The organism is Kluyvera fluvialis, assembly GCF_059725275.1.
In genome coordinates, this window is record NZ_AP046142.1 from 1,187,350 (window position 1) to 1,200,453 (window position 13,104).

The following is a 13,104-nucleotide window of genomic DNA, read 5'->3' on the forward strand; positions in this document are numbered from 1 at the left end:
GTCATGTTGCTGTGGTGAATTGAGGAGGGCCGGGTTAGCGCTGCGCCACCCGGCAGAAAGCGGCAGCGCCATTATGCCGCAGGGGTAATGTAGCGAGTGCCGAAATTCGTCCAGCGTGGCAGGACGGTAAAGATGAGCGCCATTACCAGACAGGAGAGGTTAAACAAGACATACGGCGCGTAGTCAAGCGTCGCCACTCCCAGCGTTTTCGCCATAAACATGCCTGATATCGTCCACGGGAACAGCCCTTCCAGCAATGTCGCCCCCGATTCCATCGCTCGCGACATGTTGACCATATGCAGCTTTTTCTCCTTATAGCAGGGGTCATACATACTTTTAACGATAAAAAAGCTGATCACCGCATTGCCCGTGCAGGCAACCAGAATAGCGCTGGTGAAGATAGTGGCGAGCAGGGTTCGGGTGATGGTGTATAGCTTTTGCACCAGGCTTTTGAGGATAACCGCCAGCGCCCCGGACACTTCCAGCGCGGAGGCAAAAAGAAACGCGCAAAGCATTACCACAATGGGGCTAACCATCGAATACATGCCGCCACGATTTAACAGCACGGTGATATTTCTGGCGGTCGCCTCGTCGAGTTCTAACGCCTGCAGGCTGGGGAGCATTTCGGACTTAAAGCCGTTGATAGCTGAACTGATGATGTCGGCAAGCGTAATCTGCTGAAATAACACCGCCAGCAAAATCCCGAATAGCGCCGAGGCCACCAGGACAATAACCGAGTCCCATTTCCTGATAGCGCCAACCAGCACCAATAACGCCGGAGAAAGCAGCAGCGGGTTCAACCAAAACGTGGTGGATAACGCGGATTTCATCACCTTAATGGCCTGAAGCTGTTCGGGTGAACCGGCCTGGAGGTGATTCCCCAGCAGATAAAACCCCACGCAAGCGAAAACAAACGCGGGCAGCGAGGTGTACAGCATATTGCGGATGCTCTGGTAGAGATCTGCTTCAGCGGCGATGGCCGCCATATTGGTGGTGTCGGACAGCGGCGAGAGCTTATCGCCAAAGTAAGCGCCGGAGATAACCGCTCCGGCGGTAATCGGCAGCGACACGTCCATCGCCGAGGCCACGGCGATGAGCGCCACGCCAATCGTGCCAGCCGTTCCCCACGACGTGCCGGTAAAGGTCGAAATGCAGACGGTGACCAGGAAGGCGGTTAAATACAAATAGGCGGGGTTAATCACCGCCAGCCCGTAGAAAACCATCTGCGGAATGGTCCCGGAGACCATCCAGCAGCCAATCAACATACCTATCGACAGCAGGATCAACATCGCCGGAACGGCATCTTTAATCTTGCCGACCAACGCGCTCATGACTTCGCCCCAACTGCCGCCGTAAAAACGCGCGTAGAAGCAGGTGACGATGGTAATGCTGATTAAGGTGAACTCGACCGGATAATTCAGTACGCCAATACCTGCGGCAAAAATAATAAAAATAACCACCATCAGGCCGACGGCGGAGCGGAATGACGGCTGTTTCTGACTCTCCATTTCGCGCTCCTTAGCGTATATCGGCAATGGCGGCGAAAGCGGCGGCCAGGTCGGCAATCAGCAGTTCGGGGTTTTCCTGGCCGATGGACAGGCGAATTAAACCGGTCGCGATGTTATCGGCAAGCAGCCCTGGCTGGTTGTAACCGCGATTAGGGGAGATGATTAAACTTTCGTATCCCCCCCAACTGCAACCAACCTTAAAGACTCGACAGGTATCGATAAATTGCTTCACATGTTCGAAGTGCCCGCCTTTGATATCAAAGGAAAATAGACCAGAAAATCCCATCATCTGCTGGCGGATAATGGCCCGTTGTTCGGCGCTTGCTACGCTGGGATGGCGAACGTTTTCTACCTGCGGATGGTTTTTCAGAAAATCGATAACCCGTAGCGCGTTGTCCTGATGGCGCGACATGCGCACCGGCAGGGTTCTTATCCCGCGCAGCAGCAGCCAGGCGACAAAAGGTGATAACACGGCGCCCAACAGTTGGTGAGCGAAGTCACGAATGGCGGCCATCCGCGAATGAGAGGTGACGACCGCTCCGGCGATTAAATCGCTGTGGCCGCCAAGATATTTGGTGCAAGAATGAATAACGATATCAAAACCGAGCGTCAGCGGTTTTTGAAACAGCGGCGTGGCCCAGGTGTTGTCGATAACGGTGGTGATGTTGTGCGCTTTGGCAAGTTGGGCAATCGCCGTTAAATCAACGACGTTCATCGTCATAGTGCCGGGGGATTCGGTATAAATCACGCGCGTGTTGGTTTTGATTTTTTGCGCGATATTCTCAGGTGTGCCGTCCAGTACCACATCAAATTCGACGGCGAACTTTTCCGCCATATGGCGGATTAACGCCATCGCCGGGCCGTAGACGTTATTGACCAGAATGATATGATCGTGGCTGTTGAGGTTGGCCATCAGCACTGCGCTAATCGCCCCCATACCGGAAGCAAAACAGCGGCAGGCTTCGCCATGCTCCAGCTTCGCTATTTTTTCTTCTACCATTTGCACTGTGGGGTTTAGCCCGCGCGAGTAGATAAAGCGTTCGGCTTCGTGCTGCATGTCATCGCAGTAGGCCTGGTAATTCTTCTGTACGAACAGGCTGGTTTGGATGATGGGCGCGCTGACCGCGCCGAAATAAAGCTCATGTTGCTCGTCCTGCCCTGAACAGGCGATGTGGTCGTGCTGGGCGTAGCGATCAGGATGCGAAAAGAAGGAAGTGGTATCCATTTCTATTTTCCTTGTAGGGCGGAAATCAGAGGCAAACGGCGCGCAGGGGCGCCCGCGCGAGCCGATGACTCACTTTGATGGTGGTTGTTGATTTGAGGAGGTCAGGCAGTAAGCGGTGGATCAGCGTGCATAAACAACTCTCCGTGTCGGGTGTTGCGTTAATGCGTTCTGTCACTCACAGCGCAGGGCGGAATAGAAAGCCCCGGAGTTACGGTTTTTGGGGTATCGATTGAATCTGTTTTGTTTGTAGACTATGAGTCACATTTTTGATGTTAGCACTCTTTTTATGTGACTCATAGTCCGTGGTCTGATAAACAACAAAAAGTCATTCTGGCGGGATGAAAAATTCGTCCAACATTCAGTCGCGCTTTGGTGCGAACATCAAAAAACTCAGGCGAGAAGCCGGTTTATCCCAGGAAGCATTTGCTGATAAATGTGGCCTTGATCGGACTTACGTGAGTGGTATTGAACGCGGAGTCAGAAACCCAACGCTTGAGATAATCAGCGTGCTGGCGAGGGGATTAGGGGTGGCAATACGGGGACTATTTGATTTTGAGGACTAAGTTTCGTCTGTTTCCTTGCTGTTAGACAATCACTCGCATCTGTGCATTTTATCGTCCAGACTTACACCAAAGCATAGTCTGTACGGGCATTGTGCTTTACACTGCGCGCTGCAAAAACTGAGTTGATCAACGATTAGGTAGACAGTCATAGCGATGAAAGGAACGATCACAACGTGGTTTAAAGATAAAGGTTTTGGATTTATCAAAGATGAAAACGGTGATAACCGCTATTTTCATGTGATTAAGGTTGCCAACCCTGATCTTATCAAGAAAGATGCGGCGGTCACTTTTGAACCGACAACCAACAACAAAGGGTTGTCGGCGTATGCGGTGAAAGTCGTACCGGAAAGCAAATATATCTTTATCGCGGGTGAACGTATCAAGCTCACCTCGATCAAATCTTATCTGGTTTACAGCGAAGAAGAGCCAGCGGATGCCGGCATTGATAAAGAAAATGCGGTGCTCTCTGTCGGTGTGCTGATGGGCAATATCCGGCCAAAATCCGCCGCTCAACCGGGTGAAATGCGCTCGGTGAAAAAACTGGCGATCACCACCTTCCAGGGTACGACGCTTATCTTCTCGGAAGATGAAATCGACGTGGAAGCCACAGTGAAAATGCTCAAGGTTTAAGACCTGGCTCGTTGCCGGTGCGACGTTCCGGCAGCGTTACATTTACAGGTAAAATTCCCCATATTATTCAACGGGTTTAGAAACGAAGATGACAAAACTCACCTTACAAGAGCAGATGTTAAAAGCAGGTTTAGTCACCAGCAAGAAAGTGGCCAAGGTGCAACGCACGGCTAAAAAATCACGTGTGCAGGCGCGTGAGGCGAGAGAAGCGGTAGAAGAAAATAAAAAAGCCCAGCTTGAGCGCGATAAACTGCTAAACGAACAGCAAAAGCAAGCGACGTTATCGAAAGAGTATAAAGCTCAGGTGAAGCAACTGATTGAGATGAACAGAATTAACATCTCGAAAGGCGATATCGGTTTTAACTTCACAGACAATAACTTAATCAAAAAAATCTATGTCGATAAGACCACCCAGGCTCAGCTGATCAGTGGCCGCCTGGCGATCGCCCGTTTGCTGGTTGATGGCAACAGCGAAGGGGAATACGCGATTATTCCGGCAAGCGTTGCGGATAAAATCGCACAGCGCGATGCCAGCAGTATTGTGCTGAACAGCGCACTGAGCCAGGAAGAACAGGACGAAGACGATCCGTACGCTGACTTTAAAGTGCCTGACGATTTGATGTGGTAATTCACCTCGGTCAACGGATACATGAGAAGCCCTGCGGGGCTTTTTGTGTTTATAGCGTCGGCACGTTGCTCAGAATGGGCTGGCGTTACAGGCATTTACCGGCTCTTGAGTGACGGGATGTACAAAATGCAACTCACTGGCGTGCAGCATGAGCCGTGGCGCTTGTTCTGTACCAGGCAACAGGCGTCCACCGTACAGGTCGCAGCCCAAAATAGGATGGCCCAGATACTGGCAGTGAATGCGCAACTGGTGAGTCCGCCCGGTTTCTGGCATCAGTTGTACCCGTGTCAGCGGTAATAATTGCCCATCTCCCCCCGTACGCTCAATGACCTGATAGCGCGAGCGCGCAGGCTTGCCGTTGCTGGCGCTAATCGACATCAGCGGAAATAGCGCCGGATCTTTGGCTATCGCCGCGTCAATGATGCCTTCGTCGTCCTCCAGATGCCCACACAGCAGCGCGCTGTACACCTTGCTTACCGTACGCTGGCTGAACTGCTGGCACAGCGCGGCATTCATCGCCTTATTGCGAGCCACCACCATCAAACCGGATGTGCCGAAATCGAGGCGGTGAACCAACGTACAACCGGGGAATATCTGTACCAACCGGTGGTGTACAGAGTCGATGTTTTGAGGGTTCTTGCCCGAAAGGCTGAGTAAGCCAGAAGGCTTGTTGATAAGCACCAAATGCGCATCGTGATAGAGAATTTCTATCTCGTCATGGCAAGGTGGGGCAATAAAAGTATCGAGAATTGTAGACATCAGGCAGCCAGGAACAGGAGTGGAAGCGGATAATAGCGAATTTTCCGGCCACTGGCGATGAACGAGAAAAACCGATAACACATAACCCCGCTGCGCCGTCGCAGCAGGGCTTTGCCATCACATCCCCCATCCCTGGCTTTGCGTGGTGTTACCAGCCGTAAGACGCGCCAGCACCTACTACAAAGTTTTGCTGCGTATCATCCGATACCGAGGCTTTCACCACTACGTGTTCGGTGGCTCGTGCGGAAAAACCAACGGCGAGCGCACTTTCACCGTCGGTCGTCCCTGTGCCAGCGCCAATCGAAAAGGTTTGCCCCTGAATCACCTGCGGGATGTTCGCCATTGCCGCGACACCGGCGATACCCGCGCTTGCGCGCTGGCGATTGTCTTCAACTTCACTCTTAAGCGCCGCGAAACGTTGCCCGCTGCCGGTGTTGGCTTCCAGATTTTCGATACGCGTTTCATGGCTGGCAATATTGGCAGAGTTTTTGGCAACGTTGGCATTGGTGGTGGCCTGGGCTTGTTTGACGCTGGCAACGTTGGCGTTGGTGACGGCCTGAGCCTGTTTGACGCTGGTAACGTTGGCGTTGGTGTCAGACTGCGCCTGTTTTATGTCGCTAATACCCGTATCGGTGGCATCGGCGCGGGTTCTCAGCGCATTAATGTTGCCGCGTTCCATCAAAATAGCCGCTTCATTCGCGGTCTGATTTTTTATTATCTCATTGGTATTATTCGTGATTTGCTGTTGCTGGTTGGTAATCTCTGTCGAGTTATTGGCAACGCGTGTTGCGACGCTCGACATTTCCGTGTTCAGCGTCGAGATATTATTATGGTTTGCCGTGGTCTGATTAATCATCGTATCGAGGTTATACCCCCCTGGGAGCGCAGTATTGCCGCCGGTGCTATCACCTACAATGGTAATGGAGTTTCCTGGAGTTGTGGCGTCCTGTAATGGAACGAGAACCTCATCGGCATAAGCCAGACGAACGTTAACCCCCTGAAGAACAGTACAAATTGCTAAAGCTAAAATGACCTTTTTCATGCTTTTGACCTGATGTTTTTATACTTGTAAACAATGAGTAAAATGTGACTTTGCAGAGAGAAGTTCTGTTAATCGCCACGCAGGAAAACAGTGAATAGCATTGGCTATTCACTGGGGTTCAGGCACGCGAATGGGTAGCAAACCTATTTTCGATTGCGCTGAATATTCTTGTTTAGTTAAAAAAATATTATTTATTTATTCCGGTTAATAACTTTTGTGTTTGTTGTTCAGTGATGTTGGTTCACTGAATAGCTTATTTATATTCACACTCTTTTTATGGTTAATGATTAACGATATATCTGTGCGATATTGAGAAGCGCGGTTCAGCGCTGTATTTGTTAAAAAAAGACCAGAGAGCAGGCCAAAAAGAACAAAATCAGCAGCAAAATTAACATTACTTTATCTTTTATGTCAGTGTGCATCGACGTTCTCTATATCGAAGTTCTCTATAAAGGGTACATATGGTTGCACACCCTGACGTAACTTATCCTGAGCGGACAATGATTATCATTATGGATAAAATCATCAGGGATAAGCGTAAACTCCATAAGTTGTTCATAGACTTTGAATAAGTTAAAGCTGCTAAGGCTGAGTTTCAGCCCCAGTTTGTCCATCGAGTTTCTAATGTAATTGAGTGCGGTTTTATTTCTGATGAACAGTGTCGATGCTATCGTTGGTACAGCAATGCCTGAGAAATACATCCTCACCGCCATCAGTTCCTTTCTTGATACCCATTTGCGAGCATTTAAACCACAAACTTTGTAGTGACAATTTTTCTTTGATTTTAAAGAGAGCAACATATCGTTGACCTCATTTTTTAATGCGCTGACAGAGTGCGACAGCGGGATGTAATAGGCTGGGCATGGAAATGGAATGTATTGCAGCAGGTGTGCTTCATTCATTCTATTAACCAAAATCAAGACTAGGCAAACGTCTATTGCACTGATTTCACTTATTTTTTCTGAAATTCTGGATTGGGTGGCATCAATGATGACGATGCGCAAATTGCATTTAACCACGCTATTATCGCAGACAATATCTGCCAGCCCATTGACGAGAAATGAGTTGTTGGTAATAAGTGAAAACATAATCTATCTAACCACATTCTGAGAAGAAAAACAGCATACACGATGATAAGTCGTTCGACTTACCGAAAATAACAGAAACAGTTATACGTTTTACTGACAAGCTAAATAGGATGGATGTGGGCATTATAAAATATAAAACAAAGAAATCAGCAAGCATTTTTTTACAGTATTTAATTGATTACATAATTATCAGCTACTGTAACAAGCCGAACAAGTAAACCACTTCAAAAAATTACATTCCTGGGCAAAGGCATAAGTTTTACCCCTAAAATACCTATCAATCTTTGACTCGATAGCATTATTCTAATGCAAAAAGTGAATAATCCTAATGTAGTGAGCTAGTAATAACGATAGTTTATATTCGTCTGCTATTGTTTGTGTTGATTTATTTAGCTCAAGGTTAATATTGCGTAAATAAGCTAGAGCAATAATTTAGCCAATCTTCACGGTGGGCGTGCTACATCATCTCTTTTTTTTATTACAAATAGAAGCTAGCCGGGATTGGCGGCGCAAGCTGTTAAGAATTTTCACAAAATGACCAACAGATTTTATCCAATACGGATTTATTTATCACGACTGGCTAATGCTGAATGGGGATAAATCTCGTCATGCCCAATGAGGGCTGGTAATAAATCTCACAGATTGAAATGATTTGAGATGAAATAAAAAATATCGACATATAAATACGGATGGTTGGCTTGCGGTGGAGGCATCCTCAGGCCACTAAGAAAGTCGTACAGCAGAAAATGGGCTAACAAAATAGGGGATCTTACTTTCGGTAACATTGACTTTTCTACCTTCAGAATCGATGTCACGGCAGCCTATGTGATGTTAGTCCGAAGATAGCCTAACAGGCTTATCGTGAAAGTCGGGTAGCTATTGTTGTGGGGCAATCTACAGGCACAAAAAAGCCCGCAGGGCTTGCGCCGTACGGGCTCTTAGGACTTCATCGGATGACTCTGGTAATCACCGATGGAGAATTTTGGGCTGGCGTCCCTGTGTTTTATTTTACACTTATATGATTTTTATGGTTATTTTTTTATCGTGATTCATTAAGGGTTCAATAAAGGGTCCTAAAAAAGGCGTCATCACTGATTTTACTTTTTCCAGAGCTAAAATCTTAGATACTGCTAACGTTTAGGAGTTGAACTCACGATACATAGCCTTTCCTCTCCAGAGGCTATTTCCCGTATGCAAAATCTTACCTCCAACTAAGTCTTCTCAAAGTGCTAAACAGAGATTATAAAGAGGAATAGTACGGAATTTAATCATGAAAAATTTAAATCATTGATAAATAACTATTTATTAAAAAAACTTACATAGACCAGAAAAATAGCACTTTTTGCAAAAGTCCTCCTAAGCCTATGCTGGCTTGCTTTCAAAATACTCTTCATAAATCTGACTAAAAAAGCACCACCTCTTGATCAATTCGTGCTTTTTGATAGTTGATCGCCATAAGCGATCTGAAGATACTGCATCCATCAAAACAACGATGGAGAAATGTATGACAGAAAGAAAAAGATTTATCCGTATGCCTGAAGTGTTGGAAAGAACCGGATTTTGTAAAGCTTGGATTTATCGATTGATTAGTCGTGGTCAATTCCCTGCACCTATAAAACTAGGTGATCGAGCAATCAGGTTCGTAGAAAGTGAAGTTGATGAGTGGATCGACCAAATGATTCACGCGTCACGTAATAAAGCAGCATGATAATATTTTTATAAATGAAGTTAGGAGGTTATAAGTAATAAATATATAGGCCTGTGTTTGAAAATAACGATCCCTTTAATAAAAATACATGAAAGTGTAGGGGGATATTTACTTAACGATTAAATAAGGAACCAAAAATGAAAAAAGAAAATAAATGTAATAGTCAGAACTCAGCAGAACTTACAGCATTGTTAGAATACTCTCGCTTTACCAAGAAAGTGCTTGCGAAGCCTGCTAATGAAGTATTCGATCTATTTACTGATAAATATTATATGGAAACCGTTTACGATGATATTATTGAAAAAACGAAGAAGAGTATTGATCAAAGTCAGCATAGATACATAGATTTTGAAGCGGTTAGAATAAATATAATGTGCATGCATACAGAGGCCATTATGATTTGTTATATGTGAAAATAAAACAGCTCAAAATGGATTGTATAGCGTTTAGAGATTTTATATGAATAATATTGATATCTTAAGCAAAAGGTCAGATATATTTCTGACCTTTATTAGGTTTTCTATCATTAATCAATAATGATTCTGTGAAATATTTTATTTGTTTCTCTTGACTATTAAAATATAAGTCTTATAAAAAATAAAGATACAAAAAAAGCCAGATGATAAATCTGACTTTTTAAGGACTAAAAAAGTCAGCGAAAACTTTTTAAGTCTTGTAATCAGTTAGAGGATTAACGTGATTACAAATATAATAAAGTATTAAATAATCTTTTCATATTTGTCAAATCTAAATCTGAGCTTTTTACAAGTCTTTTAAAAACCACTTCCAGAAGCTTTAATGTCCTCGAAAGCAATCAAATTATAAACCTTTGTATCAGGTCTGCATATGTGGAGCAATTGAGCGCGAGTCGCTAATAAGAGATGTCCGTATGTTTTGTTGGTTGTAGGTATAGAAGGGGAAGCGACGTAATACCAACCCGAAGCGAAGTTCTAAACAGATAAGTGAAGTTGTATATGGAATAGCTATGAGAAAGCCCTACCTTTGTTGACAGCATAAATAGGGGATAACAATACATTAATCTGCATGAACGAATCTGGGGGTGTCGTAGGGTGTCCTGCATTGGAAACGATGTAGAGCTTTAAGCCAGATCAACTTGGGTGAAGTCATATTTTTCATCTTGGTTTTCGCCAATCTTGATAGTTTTTCAACAAAATAAGTTGAAAATTTCAGGAGGCGAAGCCTTGGATGAAGTCCCCTTTTCGGGGGCGAATACAAGGCAGTATATAACTCTCAGTAAGGCTGTTTTTGTTTATAGCAAAGGTGCCTTATTTTATGGCACCAATAAAATATAAAGTAGAACTAGATCTAAAAAAGATACAGGGCGAAGCCTTATAAAGTAAAAAGAAAACCATATCTAAAAAATATAAAAAAAAGTCTCGCGCCAGATATCCCACCATAGAACTTTTCCCGTTGTTATCCCTTCAAGATCCAAATCCTAAACAGAAATAGATCGGTATAAAAGATCGATATGCAAATATCGATAGGTTTTATCAATCAAAAGGTGCTAAATCGATCGTTATTAATTGTTTTAAACGATCAATTATAGATATATGATAGCTTTAGGCTATCATCGTGCATTTTTTCGATCGGTACAAACGATATGACTAGACATAAAAATAATTGAATTCTAAGGCGTTTACAGATCAATCGTAGGTCTGTGCTATTGGAGAAGGAAAAGTTATGCGCAAATTTATGTTAGCTGCAGGTCTTGCCGTCCTGCTGTCGGGTTGTGGCGATGATGGCATCTATGGCAACTACGTTAATCAACAATACGGTGTCAGGCTTGATGTTCAGAAGGATGTGATCAAGTTCAGAAATGGCGTTTTTACTGTTAAAAGCTGGGATGAAAGCCAAAAGCCTGTCTATATCGCTAGAACTCAAAACAAAGATCTAGGCTCTTGGACTTTTAAAATCGAAAAAGTCAAAGATGGCGTTGTTTACCAAGGTGCGGTTTTTAAGAAGGATTAGGAAATGGAAAACAATACTATTCAATGCCCCTACTGTTTAAAAGAAAGTCAGAAAGGGGTCCACGTATGTACTGGATGTCAAGCAACTGTATTATACGGTGCTCCTCCGGGTTGGTGCGTATTTTTAATAATATTCAGCACCTTAATATTATCAGTTTTGATCGGTATGAGTTCAGGAATACTGGCAGCTAATATAAGTTTATTTATCATTGCGATTGTTGGTTTTATTATTAGCAAGTTGGCTTTCTCTGACAGGATTTCTTTTAGACGAAGAATGTAAAATACGTCTTCCAAGGTGATGGCTCGAAGTGTCGAACCATCACCCATATAAATTTTATTTCCTCCTCTATGTCATCAAGCACTAAATCGGAACCCGCAAGCGGGACCCCACGATTTAGCCCTTGACGATTCCCCCCCCAAAGCTGCCATAAAGACAATATATTATTTATCCGATCTTTTATTTGCATTTTATTTCCAGTGCAGTGTATTTATTTATGTAGCCGCTATATTGACAAAGTTTTTAGATCGGTTATTCATTTAAAGATAGATTGAGTTCAGCTTTATTTTTTGTTTTTCGGAAACTGAGGCAAGGTGTAATCCCGTAGCCGGTATTATACCCCAATCTTCGATTGGCCCTATCTCGCTTTGCTCGTAGGGTTGAAAAAGATCTACCCTTCCGCCTATTCCCCTTATCAAAGGGGAGGCGGTAAAACCCGGTAGTTTTACATTGGATATTATAACTATAATAGGAGCATTTAGTATGCATGAAGATTTTGAAAGTAGGTTAGCTGTATATACAGATAAAGATTACTTATTAGAAAGTGATGCTTTTAATTTAAATGATGCACAATATAAAAAAGCATTAAAGATGTATTTTGATTTAAGATATATTTACAATAATGATAATCAAAAAGCCATTGGTGCATTAACTAGTATTTTATATCAAAGATGCTTTTTTTACATACAAGCAAACGTAGAGTTAGATGTTAATATAGATAGTCTTTTTGATGTATATACTGATTATTTTGTAGAGCAAGGAATAATCAAGAGGATATATGATTTTATATGTAATAACGATACTGAGGAACAATACGCTGAACTTAATTTCATTTATTCTGATTTGTTCAATCAATACGGAGGGGAAATATTATGATGCTTGTATCTGTAGGAATGATGCTTCTTTGTATTCTTTTAGGTGCATTTATGATCCGTAGTTGTATGGGTAAGACAAACACATCAAGCGAAGCAAAGCAAAGCAGGCAATATCAGATGTTAGAAAAATGATAGATAAAAAAGCACTGATTAAATACAAGAGGAATAATCGAACATGAATGTAGAAAACTTAATGAATAGTATGACTATAGAGTATAAGCTCGAAATACTTGCAAGGTTTTTTTATTATATAGAACAAAACAAAGATATAGCATTTAGTGAAATAAATATAGATGAGCAGGACTTATGTTATTTTGTAGCTAATAGATACATTACAGAAAATAAAGCTGATGAACTTATTGAAGCATTAATTATTGAAAATGATAACGACTACATAAGAGCAACAGAGGATTACATTATTATGAGGAATAAAAAATGCCAACAACAGACAGAAAACGAGGACGTATAAATTTAAATGCTGACGAACGCAGAGATATATCTATACAGTTTAGAGTAAACAAAGCAGAGTTTGAATATTTAAAATCATTAGTGGAAGCCTCTGGACTTGAAAGAGGCCATTACATTCGAAAAGAGATTTTAAACGCTGAACCAGTTATTAAAAGGAAAATGCCTGAAGTAAATCAGAAGACCTATATACAACTTTCAGCTATAGGCAACAACATAAATCAAGCTGTTAAAAAATTAAATGGCAATGAGTATTTTGATAAAAATGAAGTTGATAAGCTTAATTTTAATATAAAGCAAACCAGCAGAAGGATAATAGAAATAAATAAAGACTTAGGGTATATATGA

15 protein-coding genes are annotated in these 13,104 nt (G+C 43.2%); 10 read left to right on the plus strand and 5 right to left on the minus strand.

The window, feature by feature from the left end; translation table 11 throughout:
* Positions 1-71: 71 nt before the first annotated feature.
* A complete protein-coding gene (gene nhaC / locus AC6I4B_RS05755; RefSeq protein WP_497770260.1) occupies positions 72-1,508 on the minus strand; it encodes a Na+/H+ antiporter NhaC in 1,437 nt (478 codons plus the stop codon).
* Between the two features lie 10 nt (positions 1,509-1,518).
* The gene (locus AC6I4B_RS05760; protein WP_497770262.1) at positions 1,519-2,733 is read right to left on the minus strand and encodes a trans-sulfuration enzyme family protein; all 1,215 of its coding nucleotides are present in this window, start codon (positions 2,731-2,733) and stop codon (positions 1,519-1,521) included.
* A gap of 338 nt (positions 2,734-3,071) precedes the next feature.
* Between AC6I4B_RS05760 and AC6I4B_RS05765 the strand changes: the two genes are divergently transcribed.
* From AC6I4B_RS05765 to AC6I4B_RS05775, 3 genes are all read left to right on the plus strand, one after another.
* Complete coding sequence (locus AC6I4B_RS05765; RefSeq protein WP_497770263.1) at positions 3,072-3,296, plus strand: helix-turn-helix domain-containing protein; 225 nt, start codon at positions 3,072-3,074, stop codon at positions 3,294-3,296.
* 147 nt (positions 3,297-3,443) lie between these two features.
* Complete coding sequence (locus AC6I4B_RS05770) at positions 3,444-3,926, plus strand: cold-shock protein (RefSeq protein WP_497771955.1); 483 nt, start codon at positions 3,444-3,446, stop codon at positions 3,924-3,926.
* 88 nt (positions 3,927-4,014) lie between these two features.
* Positions 4,015-4,554 carry a DUF2058 domain-containing protein gene (locus tag AC6I4B_RS05775; RefSeq protein WP_497770265.1) on the plus strand — a complete coding sequence of 180 codons (540 nt, stop codon included), beginning with the start codon at positions 4,015-4,017 and terminating at the stop codon, positions 4,552-4,554.
* A gap of 69 nt (positions 4,555-4,623) precedes the next feature.
* Here AC6I4B_RS05775 and AC6I4B_RS05780 read toward each other — a convergent pair whose 3' ends face one another.
* The 3 genes from AC6I4B_RS05780 to AC6I4B_RS05790 all read right to left on the minus strand — a co-directional run bounded on the left by AC6I4B_RS05780 (position 4,624) and on the right by AC6I4B_RS05790 (position 7,443).
* The gene (locus AC6I4B_RS05780) at positions 4,624-5,313 is read right to left on the minus strand and encodes an RluA family pseudouridine synthase (protein WP_497770266.1); all 690 of its coding nucleotides are present in this window, start codon (positions 5,311-5,313) and stop codon (positions 4,624-4,626) included.
* 148 nt (positions 5,314-5,461) lie between these two features.
* Positions 5,462-6,355 carry a YadA C-terminal domain-containing protein gene (locus tag AC6I4B_RS05785; RefSeq protein ID WP_497770268.1) on the minus strand — a complete coding sequence of 298 codons (894 nt, stop codon included), beginning with the start codon at positions 6,353-6,355 and terminating at the stop codon, positions 5,462-5,464.
* Positions 6,356-6,801: 446 nt separating this feature from the next.
* Positions 6,802-7,443, minus strand: a complete 642-nt coding sequence (locus AC6I4B_RS05790) for a hypothetical protein (protein WP_497770270.1) — start codon at positions 7,441-7,443, stop codon at positions 6,802-6,804.
* A gap of 1,504 nt (positions 7,444-8,947) precedes the next feature.
* On the opposite strand from AC6I4B_RS05790, the gene AC6I4B_RS05795 reads away from it, so the two are divergent.
* The 7 genes from AC6I4B_RS05795 to AC6I4B_RS05825 all read left to right on the plus strand — a co-directional run bounded on the left by AC6I4B_RS05795 (position 8,948) and on the right by AC6I4B_RS05825 (position 13,104).
* Positions 8,948-9,151, plus strand: coding sequence for a helix-turn-helix transcriptional regulator (locus tag AC6I4B_RS05795; protein ID WP_032432198.1), 204 nt, complete (start codon positions 8,948-8,950; stop codon positions 9,149-9,151).
* A 137-nt stretch (positions 9,152-9,288) separates the two neighbouring features.
* Positions 9,289-9,564 (plus strand): hypothetical protein, encoded by a 276-nt coding sequence (locus AC6I4B_RS05800; RefSeq protein ID WP_032428379.1) that lies wholly within the window; start codon positions 9,289-9,291, stop codon positions 9,562-9,564.
* Positions 9,565-10,852: 1,288 nt separating this feature from the next.
* On the plus strand, positions 10,853-11,140 hold the full coding sequence (locus tag AC6I4B_RS05805) for a hypothetical protein (protein WP_032428378.1): 288 nt from the start codon (positions 10,853-10,855) through the stop codon (positions 11,138-11,140).
* 3 nt (positions 11,141-11,143) lie between these two features.
* Entirely contained in the window at positions 11,144-11,419 is a 276-nt protein-coding gene (locus AC6I4B_RS05810) for a hypothetical protein (protein WP_071888009.1), read from the plus strand.
* A gap of 480 nt (positions 11,420-11,899) precedes the next feature.
* On the plus strand, positions 11,900-12,292 hold the full coding sequence (locus AC6I4B_RS05815) for a hypothetical protein (RefSeq protein ID WP_032432195.1): 393 nt from the start codon (positions 11,900-11,902) through the stop codon (positions 12,290-12,292).
* 174 nt (positions 12,293-12,466) lie between these two features.
* A complete protein-coding gene (locus tag AC6I4B_RS05820; RefSeq protein WP_032432194.1) occupies positions 12,467-12,760 on the plus strand; it encodes a hypothetical protein in 294 nt (97 codons plus the stop codon).
* A complete protein-coding gene (locus tag AC6I4B_RS05825; RefSeq protein WP_032428374.1) occupies positions 12,727-13,104 on the plus strand; it encodes a plasmid mobilization protein in 378 nt (125 codons plus the stop codon). Before AC6I4B_RS05820 ends, AC6I4B_RS05825 begins: the two co-directional genes overlap by 34 nt.